The sequence below is a fragment of the Pseudomonas sp. ICMP 8385 genome (genome assembly GCF_002699915.1).
GTDB classification, from domain to species: domain Bacteria; phylum Pseudomonadota; class Gammaproteobacteria; order Pseudomonadales; family Pseudomonadaceae; genus Aquipseudomonas; species Aquipseudomonas gessardii.
The window spans coordinates 172,889-186,243 of record NZ_LKBY01000001.1 but is presented as its reverse complement, the minus strand read 5'-3'; the positions used below and the strand labels follow the sequence as shown (position 1 = coordinate 186,243).

The window sequence follows — 13,355 nt, the reverse complement described above, 5'->3', positions numbered from 1 at the left end:
TACTACCTGGTTTCTGCCCGAGACTCGTGCAAAAGGAAAAAGGTGGAGAGTCGATCTATAAGCCGGGTTCTGTCTTGAACAGTCATTCGTCTACGATGGCCATCACTGGACATCTTTAGCAACCTACCCGGTTCCAGCGCGGGCCACGCCTTGGAACCCTATTTGGTCTTGCTCCAAGTGGGGTTTACCTAGCCACGAACTGTTGCCAGTCGCGCGGTGCGCTCTTACCGCACCTTTTCACCCTTACCGGCACCGAAGTGCTTAGGCGGTTATTTTCTGTGGCACTTTCCGTAGGCTCACGCCCCCCAGGCATTACCTGGCACTTCGCCCTATGGAGCCCGGACTTTCCTCCCCCCCCTAATTTTCATAGAGGGCAGCGACTGTCCAATCGACTCTCCGCCGCGAAGGTTAACGGCACGGCGGCCTTAGAACAAGTATTAAAAGACAGCATTGCCATCATGTTCCGACGCCGTGCGCGTTAAACCCTGGAACTATTCGCTCTTTTGCTTATCAAGCGCGGCCTGATACAACACGTTCTTGCGCACCCCGGTGATTTCTGCGGCCAGGGCCGCGGCGCGCTTGAGTGGCATTTCCTTGAGCAGCAGGTCCAGCACACGCATCGCTTCGCTGCCCACGGCATCTTCACTTTCCGGCGCCGTCCAGCCCGCAACCAGCACCACGCACTCACCGCGCTGCTGATTGCTGTCACCCTCGACAAACGCCCGCAGCTCTTGCAGCGGCAGGCCCTTGAGGGTTTCAAAGGTCTTGGTCAGCTCCCGCGCCAGCAGGGCCAGGCGTTCACCACCAAAGACCAGCTCCATGTCCTGCAGGCATTCGAGGATACGGTGCGGCGCTTCATAGAAGATCAGGGTGCGCGGCTCTTCCTTCAACAGTTCCAGGCGCGCCCGGCGCCCCACGGCCTTGGCCGGCAGGAAACCCTCGAAGATAAAGCGGTCGGACGGCAAGCCCGCCGCCGACAAGGCCGCAATCAACGCGCACGCCCCGGGAACCGGGACTACATTGATACCCGCGGCACGTGCCTGACGGACCAGGTGGTAGCCCGGATCGGAGATCAACGGCGTACCGGCATCGGAAATCAACGCCACGTCATCGCCTGCGAGCAGGCGGGTAATAAAGCGGCTACCCTCGTCACGCTCATTGTGTTCATGGCAGGCAGCCAAGGGCGTGGCGATACCGAAGTGCTGCATCAGGCGCAGCGAGTGCCGGGTGTCTTCCGCCGCAATCAACTTGGCTTCGCGCAACACTTTCAGCGCCCGCGCGCTGATGTCGTCCAGGTTGCCAATGGGCGTCGCCACCACAAAAAGCGAGCCAGCAGTGGAATTCAAAGGACCTGGAGCAGTCAAAGCGCACACCTCGATGATTGGCAAAAGCCATATTGTAGCGCGTAGACGTCAAGAAAATGCGCCAACGGGGTCGCGTCCAGACGGTCTGTTTGCGGTGGTTACTGACACCCTGCAACATTTAAACGATCTAAATAGACGGTTTCACGCCAGTAACATCGCGCCCCGGCCAGTGCTTGGGTACAATTCCACGCTAATTTGATCGGTATCAGGAACACTTACATGATCGCTTGCCTGCGGCTGTTCTCTGCCCTCTGCCTTGCTGCCCTGTTGGCGGCTTGCGCCAGCTCGCCCTCCTCCAGCCTTGGCGAACTCCCACGGACCCCGGATGCCACCATCGAACAGTTGCTCGAACAGGCGACTTCGGCCAAGACCCCGGAACACGCTGCACTGCTGCGCCTGAGCGCGGCAGACATGGCTTTCCAGCAGAACAATCCAGCACGCTCCGCGCAGATCCTCGCGCAAGTGCCACTGGACAGCCTCAAGCCAGCCGCCCAGATCTTTGCCAGCACCCTCACGGCAGAACTGGCCATGGGCCGCAACCAGCCCAAGGCAGCGTTGGCGGCGCTGAGCCACCCAAGCCTGCAAAACCTCAAGGAATTGCCGCCGGAGCAGCAGATCCGCACCGCCACCGTGCATGCTCGCGCCTATGAAGCCGACGGCCAGACCCTGGCCGCCGCCCGCGAACGCGTGGCCATGGCCCCGTTGCTCACCGGCGATGCCGCCGCGAGCAACCACGAAGCCATCTGGAGCCTGATTGCCGCCGTGCCTGGCGAGCAGCTGCAGGCCAGCGGCAACCCGGTGCTCGACGGCTGGATCACCCTGGCCCAGGCCATCAAGAACGCCGGCACCCTGGAGCAGCAGCAAGCTGCCATTGATACCTGGCGTGCGCAGAACCCTGCACACCCGGCGGCGGTGCAACTGCCGACGCCGCTGACCAGGCTCAAGGAGCTGGCCAGCCAGCCCCTGAATAAAATCGCCCTGCTGTTGCCGCAACAAGGCCCGCTGGCCAGCGTGGCCAAGGCCCTGCGCGAAGGCTTCATGGCCGCGCACTACCAGGCGCAACAGGCCGGGCAGAAGCCTCCGGTCATCGAGGTCTATGACAGCTCACGCGTCAGCTCCCTCGATGAGTTCTACAAGAAGGCCCAGGCTGACGGCGTGCAACTGGTGATCGGCCCGCTGGAAAAGCCGCTGGTCAAGCAACTCAGCGCCCGCCCGCAATTGCCCATCACCACCCTGGCGCTGAACTACAGCGAGGGCGACCAAGCCCCGGCGCAACTGTTCCAGTTTGGCCTGGCGGCCGAAGACGAAGCCCGCGAAGTATCGCGTCGCGCCCGCGCTGACGGCCTGCACCGCGCCGCTGCCATGGTGCCCAAAGGCGAATGGGGCGAGCGCGTGCTCAAGGCCTTCCGCCAGGACTGGGAAGCCAACGGCGGCACCCTGATCGGCGTCGAATATGTCGACCAGCCTGTGGCCCTGGCCCAGCAGATCGCCGATCTGTTCAAGCTGCGCCAGAGCGAAGGTCGCGCCAAGAGCCTGCAAAGCACAGTTGGCGCGGATGTCGCGGCACAGCCCTCGCGTCGCCAGGATATCGAGTTCATCTTCCTCGCCGTGACGCCGCAACAGGCCCAGCAGATCAAGCCGACGCTGAATTTCCAGTACGCAGGCGATGTGCCGGTGTATGCCACTTCCCACGTGTTCAGTGCCAGTGGCGACAAAAACCAGTACAACGACATGAACAGCATTATGTTCTGTGAAACGCCGTGGCTGCTCAACACCACCGACCCGCTGCGTAACCAGGTCACCGCACAATGGCCACAAGCCAATGGCAGCCTGGGCCGCCTCTATGCGATGGGCGTAGACGCCTACCGCCTGGCACCACGCCTGGGTCAACTCAAGGCGCTGCCCGATACCCGTATCGATGGCCTTTCCGGCAACCTGGGCATGAGCCCAAGCCAGCGGATCGAACGCCAGATGCCGTGGGCCAAGTTTGTCAGCGGCCAGATCGAACGCCTGCCCGATACCCCGCGCTGATGCCCCCACGCTCCAGCGCACAAAGCGGCAAGGATGCCGAACAACAAGCACTTGAACACTTGCAGCAACAGGGTCTGCGCCTGCTGGCGCAGAACTGGTTATGTAAACGCGGCGAGCTTGATCTGGTCATGCTTGACGGCGATACAGTAGTATTTGTCGAAGTCCGCTACAGAAAATACGCACAATGGGGTGGTGCGCTCGCCAGTATCGACGAGCGTAAACGCCAAAAGCTGATACTCGCCGCGCAGTTTTTCCTGCTCAGTGAACAGCGCTGGGCTGACGCCCCCTGCCGTTTCGATGTGGTTGCCATACAAAGCACGCCCCACGGAACCGCTGATCTGCACTGGCTGCGCAATGCCTTCGACGGCTGAGCACCACCTGGGCAGGTCGGACATCTTCACCGCACACTTTTGCTCTTTGCTTTGCGGGCTGCACATTCGTGTGCCATACAGCCGCGCTACTTAAGGTCACACAGATGGACATGCAATCCCGAATTCGCCAGCTTTTCCAGGCCAGTATCGATACCAAGCAACAGGCGATGGACGTACTTGCACCGCACATCGAGCAAGCCAGCCAGGTCATGGTCAACGCCCTGCTCAACGAAGGCAAAATGCTTTCGTGCGGCAACGGCGGCTCGGCCGGCGATGCCCAGCACTTTTCCTCCGAGCTGCTCAACCGCTTTGAGCGCGAGCGGCCGAGCCTGCCGGCTATCGCCTTGACCACCGATTCGTCGACGATCACCTCGATCGCCAACGACTACAGCTACAACGAAATCTTTTCCAAACAAATCCGTGCCCTGGGCCAACCGGGTGATGTGCTGCTGGCGATTTCCACCAGCGGCAACTCGGCGAACATTATTCAAGCGATCCAGGCCGCACATGATCGCGAAATGATTGTCGTAGCCTTGACCGGGCGCGACGGTGGCGGCATGGCCTCGCTGCTGCTGCCCGAAGACGTGGAGATCCGCGTCCCGGCCAATGTCACCGCACGTATTCAGGAAGTCCATCTGCTGACGATCCACTGCCTGTGCGATCTGATCGACAGCCAACTGTTCGGGAGTGAAGAATGACCGTTAACCGCCTCAGCCTTTTGGCCATCACGCTGTGCCTCGCTATCAGCGGCTGCACCTCGGCCATCACTGCGACCCGCGACACACCGATCCAGGACGACCGCGGCACACGTACCTTTGGTAGCAAGATCGATGACTCGCTGATCGAGACCAAGGTCGGCGTCAACGTGGCCAAGGCCGCCCCCGACCTGGGCAACGGCGCATCGCGTATCGTCGTGACCAGTTTCAACGGCATCGTGCTGCTTGCCGGGCAAACCCCGCGCGCTGACCTCAAGACCCAGGCCGAACAAGCCGCTTCGACTGTGCAACGGGTCAAGAAAGTCCACAACGAATTGCAGGTCGCGCAGCCCATCACCCTGCTGGCAATCAGCAATGACGCCGTGCTGACCACCAAGATCAAGGCACAGATGCTCACCGACAGCGCAATTCCCGGCTCGCGGATCAAGGTCGTGACTGATAACGGCATCGTCTACCTGATGGGCCTGTTGACCCAACAGGAAGCCACCCGTGCGACCAACCTGGTACAGGGTGTGTCCGGAGTACAGAAAATCGTGAAGCTGTTCGAGTACATCGACTGATGTAATCACCAGCCACAAAAAAGGGCGCCGTGCATTGACTGCACGGCGCCCTTTTTTGTAGCTGCCGGTTACTGGTACTGCTGGTACGGATTGCCCTGGAACTGGTTGTTCTGCTGCTGTTGCTGCGCAGGCTGGCCATACTGTTGGCCCGGGATCGGACCGAGGTTGACCTCCACGCGGCGGTTCTGCGCACGACCGTTGACGTCGGCGTTGCTGGCAATCGGGTTATCCGGGCCGGCTCCACGGGTGGTCAGGTTGGTCGGGCTCACACCTTGGGACGTCAGGTAGTTGGCCACGCTTTGCGCACGCCGCTGGGACAGGTCCATGTTGAGCTGGCGGCTGCCGGTGCTGTCGGTATAACCCACAATCTGGATGGTGTTCTGGTTGAACTGCTTGAGCGACCCCGCCAGGTTGTTCAAGGGGGTGTAGAAGCTGCTGGCGATCGCATCGGAGTTGGTCGCAAACGTGATGTTACCTGGCATGATCAGCTTGATCTGGTCACCCTGGCGCTGCACCTCGACGCCGGTATTGGCCATGCTTTCACGCAGTTTCTTTTCCTGCTGGTCAGCGTAATAGCCATAACCCGCAGCACCGATACCGGCCACGGCGGCACCGATCAGCGCCCCCTTGCCACGGTTATCGTGGTCAATGGCGGCCCCCGCCAACGCGCCAGCCAGCGCGCCGAGGCCGCCGTACTTGGCGGTTTTGCTCATACCTTGTGAACCGCTGCCTGCCTGTCCCTGGCTGCCATCGTAAGGGTTAGGGGAAGCACAGCCCGACAACAGGGCTACCGCAGTGGCAACAACAAGCAGACGACGCGAAGTGAACATGAAGGAAGCTCCTACTTTTGCATTCTGTGATGCAGAGGACATTGGCAATGGACCTGTGCCGAGTTTGGAACACGACAAACGGCAAAAATTCCGTGACCGGCCCCTGCCCTGTAACAAAAGATGGAGGCCGGTACACTTACCTAAACCCTAGCAGAGCCTCGCCAGATCAGGCCCTGACAAACGGATTTTCGCGCATTTCATCCCCCAGGCGCGTATCCGGGCCGTGCCCTGTCACCACGGTCGCGTCTTCGTCCAGGGTATACAGGCGCTGCTGGATCGAGCGCACGATGGTCGCCTGGTCGCCGCCCCACAAATCCGTACGCCCTACCCCGCGCCGGAACAAGGTATCCCCGGCGATCAGCAGCTTGGCATCGGCAAACCAGAAACTCATCGAGCCCGGTGTATGCCCGGGCGTGTGCAAAGCCACGCCGCAGCCACAGGCCAACTCTTCATCATCGGCCAACCAGCGATCCGGCGACGGCACCGGAGTGTAGGGCACGCCGAACATCTGGCACTGCATTTCCAGGTTATCCCACAGAAATTGATCGTCCTTGTGCAGGTGCAGTGTGGCGCCGGTCTTCTCTTTTAATTGGCCAGAGGCCAGGAAATGATCGAGGTGCGCATGGGTGTGGATGATGCTCACCACCTTCAGGCCCAGCGCGTCGAGCCGCGCCAGGATCAGCTCATGGTTGCCACCTGGATCGACCACGATAGCCTTTTTGCTGATCGGATCGCCGATGATCGTGCAGTTGCACTGCAACGGGCCGACGGGAAAAGTTTCGCGGATCAGTCCAGGGGTTGCGATTTGCATAAGGAATCCCTTCTAGCTGTTGGCGCGTGCGGCGTGCAGTTTTTTGTAGCTGTCGATCAACCGCAGGTGCCGGTCCAGGCCTTCGAGTTTCATGCTGGTTGGGGTCAGGCCATAAAAGCGCACGCTGCCCTCCACCGAACCAATGGCGGCATCCATGCGCTCGTTGCCAAACATCCGACGGAAATTGGCCTCGTAGTCTTCCAGTTCCAGGTCCTCGTCCAACTGCATCTCCAGCACCGCATTCACCGCCTGGTAGAACAGCCCGCGTTCGACGGTGTTGTCGTTGTATTGCAGGAACATCTCCACCGCCTCTTTCGCCTCTTCAAACTGCTGCAAGGCCAGATAGATCAGCAGCTTCAGCTCCAGGATCGTCAACTGGCCCCAGGCGGTGTTGTCGTCGAACTCGATGCCGATCAGGGTGGTGATATCGGTGTAGTCATCCAGCTCGCTTTCCACCAGGCGCTCGACCAGCGCTTGCAGGCCGTCTTCATCCAGGCTGTGCAGGTTCAGGATATCGGCGCGGAAGAACAACGCCTTGTTGGTGTTATCCCAGATCAGGTCGTCCACCGGATAGATTTCCGAATAGTCCGGCACCAGGATGCGGCAGGCCTTGGCGCCGATATGCTCGTACACCGCCATGTAGACCTGCTTGCCCATGCCTTCGAGAATGCCGAACAGGGTCGCGGCCTCTTCGGCGTTGGAGTCTTCGCCCTGGCCGGAGAAATCCCACTCCACGAACGCGTAATCGGACTTGGCACTGAAGAAGCGCCACGACACCACGCCGCTGGAGTCGATGAAATGTTCGACAAAGTTATTCGGCTCGGTCACCGCATGACCTTCAAAGGTCGGCTGCGGCAAGTCATTCAGGCCTTCAAAACTGCGGCCCTGGAGCAACTCGGTCAAGCTGCGCTCCAACGCCACTTCCAGGCTTGGGTGGGCACCGAACGAGGCAAACACGCCCCCGGTACGTGGGTTCATCAGGGTCACGCACATCACCGGGAACTCGCCACCCAGGGACGCATCCTTGACCAACACCGGGAAGCCCTGCTCTTCCAAGGCCTGGATACCGGCAAGGATGCCTGGGTATTTGGCCAGTACGTCAGCCGGTACATCCGGCAAGGCGAATTCGCCTTCGATGATTTCGCGCTTTACCGCGCGCTCGAAGATCTCTGACAGGCACTGCACCTGGGCTTCAGCCAGGGTATTGCCGGCACTCATGCCGTTACTCAGGTACAGGTTTTCGATGAGGTTGGAGGGGAAATACACCACCTCGCCGTCCGACTGGCGCACAAACGGCAGCGAGACGATGCCACGCTCTTCATTGCCGGAGTTGGTGTCGATCAGGTGCGAGCCACGCAATTCGCCATCGCGGTTGTAGATTTTCAGGCAGTACTCGTCGAGGATTTCCACTGGCAGCGCATCTTTGCGGCCCGGCTTGAACCAGCGTTCGTCCGGGTAATGCACAAACGCTGCGTTGGCGATGTCTTCGCCCCAGAACTGGTCGTTGTAGAAGAAGTTGCAGTTCAGGCGCTCGATAAACTCGCCCAGGGCCGACGCCAGCGCGCCTTCCTTGGTCGCGCCCTTGCCGTTGGTAAAGCACATCGGCGAATGGGCATCGCGGATATGCAGCGACCAGACATTGGGCACGATATTGCGCCACGAGGCGATTTCAATCTTCATGCCCAGGCCCGCGAGAATGGCCGACATGTTGGCGATGGTCTGCTCCAGCGGCAGGTCCTTGCCCGCGATATAGGTGCCCGCGTCTGAAGCCGCAGCCGGCATCAGCAACGCCTGGGCGTCGGCGTCGAGGTTTTCCACCTCTTCGATGACAAACTCAGGCCCGGCCTGTACCACTTTCTTTACCGTACAACGGTCGATGGAACGCAGGATGCCCTGGCGATCCTTGTCGCAAATATCCGCAGGCAACTCGACCTGGATCTTGAAGATCTGGTTGTAGCGGTTTTCCGGGTCGACAATATTGTTCTGCGACAGGCGGATATTGTCCGTGGGGATATTGCGCGTGCTGCAATACAACTTCACAAAGTAAGCCGCACACAACGCCGACGAAGCCAGGAAGTAGTCGAACGGACCGGGGGCCGAGCCATCGCCCTTGTAGCGAATCGGCTGGTCGGCCACCACGGTGAAGTCATCGAACTTGGCTTCAAGCCGGAGGTTGTCGAGAAAATTGACCTTGATTTCCATGCGGGATTACCAGAATAGCGGAGCAAACGAATTGGCCGCCATTATCCGGCTTTTGCGGCGCAAGTCTCCCCCTTACCCCAACAACCCCATCTCCTGCGCCCGCGCGACCGCCTGGGTACGGCGCTCGACCCCCAGTTTGCTGTTGATATGACTGGCGTGGGTCTTGACGGTGTGCAACGAGATAAACAGTTGGTTGCTGATCTCCTGGTTGGAACATCCCTGGGCGATCAACTGCAATACCGCCAGTTCCCGGGCGCTCAGGGTTTCGCCAGTATGGGTGGTTTCGGCCGGTTCACGCGGGGCAACCGCCGGCAGCAGGGCCCACAGACTTTGTCGCAACCTGTCATTCGGCGCCTGGCCCAGTTGCTCGCGCAGCCAGTCGGGATAACGTTCCAACAGGCGCTGGAAGGGTTGCAAGGCGCCGCCGCTGGCCATTTGCAGGGCGCGGGCAAAAACCGGCCGGGCGGACGCTGCCTGGCCGTCGTCCAGTAACAACAGCACGTGCTGGTTCAGGGCCATCACCGCGATCATCTGCTGGCCTTTGCCTTCGGCTTGCCGCGCCAGCCTATCGAGACGCCCCATGGCGCTGTCGGATTGGCCGCGAATGGCATCCAGGGCCGCCTGTTGCAGCTCGATATGTTGCGGCAGGTGTGGATGGAACTCCGGGGCGGCGGCGGCCTGCTCGCCGTTATAGGTCTGCCCCAGGCGCGCCAGCCAGGCATCGGCCAGGTCGGTACGGCCCTGGGCCAACCACAGCTCGCATTTGATCAGGGTGATCATGGCCAGGTAGTAGATCGGCGGCACGTCCCAGATATGCATCAACCGCTCGGCTTCGGCCAGCTCGGCAAAGGCCTTGGGGAAATCGCCACGGCGCCCCTCAAGGTTGGCGATGACACAGTGGCCGATCAACACACTGATATCCCGGCAGGCGCGGGCTTCGGCCAACCCTGTGCGCAGGCGCAGCAGGCCGGTCTCCGGCTGGCAACGCATCAGCAGCAGGAAGCCTTCATACAACGACAGGCGGGCACGCACCGCATACAGGCGCTGGGACGCCAGGCCCTGCAAGCGTTGCAGGCCCTCGCGCACCTCGTCCAGGGAGCGCAGGATTTCCCCGCGGGCCTGCAGCACCCGCGCCCGGTCGTAATGGGCCAGGGCCTCGAACAACGGGTTGCCGACGCGTTGCGCCAGTTCCAGGGATTCGCGGTTCAAGCCCCGCGCACGCCACAGGTCGGCGTCGACGATGGCCAGGTTCGACAGGGTCGACAGGCACATCAAGCGCTGGCCGTAACGCTTGTGCGGCAGGCTTTCCAGGGCTTCTGTGCAATACAGCTGGGTCAGCTCGCGATTGCCGCGCCCCCGGGCGATGATGCCGCTGAGGGCCAGCCACTGGGCCAGCATCGACTTCTGCGCCGTGGCCGACGGTGCCGGCAGGAAGCGGCTGAGATGGCTGGACAACTCTTGCGCCGCATCCAGTTGGCAGGCCAGCCCCAGCGCCCAGCTATAGAGCACGATCAAGCGCGGCGTGCTGATCAACAGGCTGTCGGGCAAGTCCATCTTCCAGCGCAGGAGCATGCCGACGTTCTGCTCGGCCAGCAGCTGTTCTTCGGACAAGTTCTGCACCAGGTTCGCCGCCACATCCAGGTGCCCCGCGCGCAGGGCCTGCTCCACGGCTTCATCGAGCAAGCCCTGGGCATTGAACCAGCGACAGGCGCGCAAATGCAGGCTGGCGGCCGGCAATATCGCATTCGGTGAGCGGCGGGTGCGCAGCAAGTCGGAAAACAGGTGGTGATAGCGATACCAATGGCCCTGCTCGTCCAACGGCACCAGGAATACCTGGTGGGCTTGCAGGTAACGCAGGATTTCCGCGCTGTCATGGGCCTCGCGCACCGCATCGCACAGCTCGCTGCAAAAGCGCTCCTGGGAGGCGGTGTCGTAGAGGAACCCCTGGACTTCCGGCGGCAGGCAGTCGATCACCTCTTCCAGCAGATAGTCACGGATCAACCCTTCCCCGCCATGCAGGCCCTGGGGCAGGTCGGCCTCGCTGCCGGCTTCAGAGGCAGCCAGCAACCAGAAGCGCAAGCCGGCCACCCAACCTTCGCTACGGCGAATCAGGTTATCCAAGGCCTCACCGCGCAGCGAGCTGCTATGGCGGTCGAGCAAGGCCAGGGATTCGTCGTTGGTCAGGCGCAGGTCCTGTTCATGCAGCTCCAGCAAATGCCGGGACAAGCGCAAGCGCGCCAAATGCCAGTCGGGGCGCTGGCGGCTGGTGACCAGCACCAACAGGCCATCGGGTAAATGGTTGAGGAAAAACTGCAGGCAACGATCCAGCACCGGGCCCTGGGCCAGGTGGTAGTCATCCAGTACCAACAATAACGGGGTGCGTGTGGACAGGTGGACGGTCAATTCGTCGAGCAAGCCATCGAGCCATTCTTCAAAGGCAAACGGCTGATGGCGCTGGCGCATTTTCAACAAACCCAGGGCTTGGGCGCCGACCTGCGGGAAATACTGCTGTAAACCTTCCAGCAGGCGCTCAAGGAAGCGCCCCGGATCACTGTCCCGCGAACTGAGGCCCAGCCACAGGCTTTGCCAGTGAGCCGGCAAGCTTTGGCAGAACTCCACCGCCAACGAGCTCTTGCCAAACCCGGCCGGGGCGCTGACCAGCAATAGACGCCCGTCCAGGCCCGCGCTCAAGCGCTCACACAAACGCGGGCGCAGCACATAGCCATCGGGCAGCGGGGGTCGGTAGAAGCGCCCTTCCAGCGTGGGGATTACCGCACTGGCAGGCCCTTGGATTGGGGACAGATCAGTCATCGCCGGGCTCTTGTAATAGGCTGTGGTCGGCATTGCAGATGTCCGCAGACTAGCGTTAAAAGCTGCCGCTTTGTAGATCTTTGCAACATTTGTCTGAAAAAGACTACAACAAGAAATAACCAACTATTTTCCGACTGCCCCAAAACAAATGTGGGAGCGGGCTTGCTCGCGATGGCGGTGTTTCAGTCTGAGTTGCATTAACTGACCCACAGCCATCGCGGGCAAGCCCGCTCCCACACAAGCCCTCTCCAAGCCCGGACTTGCTTACCGCCAGTTAGCGAACACCATCCTGACGCAGGGCCGCCGGGGTGAAGTCGTTGGTGGTGGCGGTGAAGCCGAAGTCATAGGCTTGCTTCTCTTCGTTCTTCATGCCCAGGGCCAGGTAGCGGCCGGACTGCAGGTCGTAGAGGGTTTCGAGGGCGTACCACGGCACTTGCTTGTCGTAGTAGTTCTCGCCATGGGCTTCGGCCACGCGCCACAGCTGGCCACGACCGTCGTAATGGTCGATCACGGCGGCTTGCCAGGTATCTTCGTCGATGTAGAAGTCACGCTTGGCGTAGATATGGCGCTGGCCTTCCTTCAAGGTCGCGACCACGTGCCACACGCGGCGCAGTTCATAGCGCGCCAGGTCCTGGTTGATGTGGCCGGCCTTGATGATATCGGCGTACTTGAGCTTCGGATCGTCGAGCTTGTAGCTGTTGGAGGCGATGTAGATTTCCTTCTTGCCTTCCAGCTTCCAGTCGTAGCGATCCGGGGCGCCGTTGTACATGTCGAGGTTGTCGGAAGTGCGCAGGCCATCGGCGGCAGTCCCCGGCCCGTCATAGGACACTTGCGGCGCACGGCGCACACGGCGCTGGCCGGCGTTATAGACCCACGCGGCGCGTGGTTCCTTCACCTGGTCGAGGGTTTCGTGTACCAGCAACACACCACCGGCCAGGCGCGCCGGGGCCGTCACTTTCTGCTTGAAGTAGAACAGGATGTTACCCGGGTTTTTCGGGTCGAAGTCCTTCATCTTGTCGCGGAACACGAACTGGTCCTGGAAGTACACCAGGCTGTACGAACCGTTGGCCTGCGGCGTGGCCTGGGTCACCAGGCGCGTCACGCTGCCGCCGCGATAGCGGGTGATGTGGTTCCAGATCACCTCGACCCCGCTTTTCGGGATCGGGAACGGAATCGCGGTCTCGAAGTTTTCCAAGCCGTTACCACCGCCTACCAGGTTGGTGCTGGTGGCGTTCTTTTTGATGGAGGCGAACACTTCTGCCGGCACGGTGGCACCGCGATGGGTGGCGTACACCGGCATCTTGAAGGTTTCGGGGTAGCGCTTGAACATCGCGTACTGCCCCGGTGCCAGCTTGTCTTTGTACTGCTCGACGTTCTGCGCGGTGATGGTGAACTGCGGTTGCTCGCTGGCATACGGGTTGGCCAGGAAGCCCTTGGCATCCACGGCGCCGGCATTGGTGGGCATCGCCTTCCAGGCCGGGATGGTGCCGGCGGCGTTGCCGGCCATTTCCGCGCCCATCGGGGTCAACGTGGTGCCCAGCTTGGCGGCTTCATCCGCCGAGACGGCCGCCATGACGCTGCTGGCCATGATCGACAGTCCCAGCACACCCACGTGCAACAGACTTTTGGTTATTTTCATGTTCTGGTCTTCCTGAAAAT

Annotated in this window: 10 protein-coding genes and 1 other RNA gene; 4 read left to right on the top strand and 7 right to left on the bottom strand. The window is 61.2% G+C overall.

What is annotated here, in order from left to right; all coding sequences use genetic code 11:
• Positions 1-42 precede the first annotated feature (42 nt).
• Together rnpB and rsmI are read right to left on the bottom strand one after the other, a co-directional pair.
• Positions 43-396: RNase P RNA component class A (gene rnpB / locus AO268_RS00930), an RNA gene on the bottom strand.
• Between the two features lie 95 nt (positions 397-491).
• On the bottom strand, positions 492-1,364 hold the full coding sequence (rsmI, locus tag AO268_RS00925) for a 16S rRNA (cytidine(1402)-2'-O)-methyltransferase (RefSeq protein ID WP_076963508.1): 873 nt from the start codon (positions 1,362-1,364) through the stop codon (positions 492-494).
• 219 nt (positions 1,365-1,583) lie between these two features.
• On the opposite strand from rsmI, the gene AO268_RS00920 reads away from it, so the two are divergent.
• The 4 genes from AO268_RS00920 (at position 1,584) to AO268_RS00905 (ending at position 5,042) form a co-directional block, all read left to right on the top strand.
• The gene (locus tag AO268_RS00920; protein WP_099167627.1) at positions 1,584-3,395 is read left to right on the top strand and encodes a penicillin-binding protein activator; all 1,812 of its coding nucleotides are present in this window, start codon (positions 1,584-1,586) and stop codon (positions 3,393-3,395) included.
• Positions 3,395-3,766: a YraN family protein gene (locus tag AO268_RS00915; RefSeq protein WP_099167625.1), complete on the top strand. Its 372-nt coding sequence runs from the start codon at positions 3,395-3,397 to the stop codon at positions 3,764-3,766. Before AO268_RS00920 ends, AO268_RS00915 begins: the two co-directional genes overlap by 1 nt.
• A gap of 104 nt (positions 3,767-3,870) precedes the next feature.
• Entirely contained in the window at positions 3,871-4,464 is a 594-nt protein-coding gene (locus tag AO268_RS00910; RefSeq protein ID WP_003171862.1) for a phosphoheptose isomerase, read from the top strand.
• A complete protein-coding gene (locus tag AO268_RS00905) occupies positions 4,461-5,042 on the top strand; it encodes a BON domain-containing protein (protein WP_099167623.1) in 582 nt (193 codons plus the stop codon). Before AO268_RS00910 ends, AO268_RS00905 begins: the two co-directional genes overlap by 4 nt.
• A gap of 68 nt (positions 5,043-5,110) precedes the next feature.
• Here AO268_RS00905 and AO268_RS00900 read toward each other — a convergent pair whose 3' ends face one another.
• From AO268_RS00900 to AO268_RS00880, 5 genes are all read right to left on the bottom strand, one after another.
• Positions 5,111-5,872, bottom strand: a complete 762-nt coding sequence (locus tag AO268_RS00900) for an OmpA family protein (RefSeq protein WP_076963512.1) — start codon at positions 5,870-5,872, stop codon at positions 5,111-5,113.
• Between the two features lie 166 nt (positions 5,873-6,038).
• The gene (locus tag AO268_RS00895; RefSeq protein WP_076963513.1) at positions 6,039-6,683 is read right to left on the bottom strand and encodes an MBL fold metallo-hydrolase; all 645 of its coding nucleotides are present in this window, start codon (positions 6,681-6,683) and stop codon (positions 6,039-6,041) included.
• 12 nt (positions 6,684-6,695) lie between these two features.
• Positions 6,696-8,885, bottom strand: a complete 2,190-nt coding sequence (locus tag AO268_RS00890) for an OsmC domain/YcaO domain-containing protein (protein WP_076963514.1) — start codon at positions 8,883-8,885, stop codon at positions 6,696-6,698.
• Positions 8,886-8,957: 72 nt separating this feature from the next.
• A complete protein-coding gene (locus AO268_RS00885) occupies positions 8,958-11,696 on the bottom strand; it encodes a LuxR C-terminal-related transcriptional regulator (protein ID WP_099167621.1) in 2,739 nt (912 codons plus the stop codon).
• 274 nt (positions 11,697-11,970) lie between these two features.
• Positions 11,971-13,335: a DUF1329 domain-containing protein gene (locus AO268_RS00880; RefSeq protein WP_099167619.1), complete on the bottom strand. Its 1,365-nt coding sequence runs from the start codon at positions 13,333-13,335 to the stop codon at positions 11,971-11,973.
• Between the last annotated feature and the right edge of the window lie 20 nt (positions 13,336-13,355).

Coding starts and splice junctions, on each gene's coding strand:
- AO268_RS00920 (WP_099167627.1), top strand. CDS start 1,584: ATGATCGCTTGCCTGCGGCTGTTCTCTGCCCTCTGCCTTGCTGCCCTG.
- AO268_RS00915 (WP_099167625.1), top strand. CDS start 3,395: ATGCCCCCACGCTCCAGCGCACAAAGCGGCAAGGATGCCGAACAACAA.
- AO268_RS00910 (WP_003171862.1), top strand. CDS start 3,871: ATGGACATGCAATCCCGAATTCGCCAGCTTTTCCAGGCCAGTATCGAT.
- AO268_RS00905 (WP_099167623.1), top strand. CDS start 4,461: ATGACCGTTAACCGCCTCAGCCTTTTGGCCATCACGCTGTGCCTCGCT.
- AO268_RS00900 (WP_076963512.1), bottom strand. CDS start 5,872: ATGTTCACTTCGCGTCGTCTGCTTGTTGTTGCCACTGCGGTAGCCCTG.
- AO268_RS00895 (WP_076963513.1), bottom strand. CDS start 6,683: ATGCAAATCGCAACCCCTGGACTGATCCGCGAAACTTTTCCCGTCGGC.
- AO268_RS00890 (WP_076963514.1), bottom strand. CDS start 8,885: ATGGAAATCAAGGTCAATTTTCTCGACAACCTCCGGCTTGAAGCCAAG.
- AO268_RS00885 (WP_099167621.1), bottom strand. CDS start 11,696: ATGACTGATCTGTCCCCAATCCAAGGGCCTGCCAGTGCGGTAATCCCC.
- AO268_RS00880 (WP_099167619.1), bottom strand. CDS start 13,335: ATGAAAATAACCAAAAGTCTGTTGCACGTGGGTGTGCTGGGACTGTCG.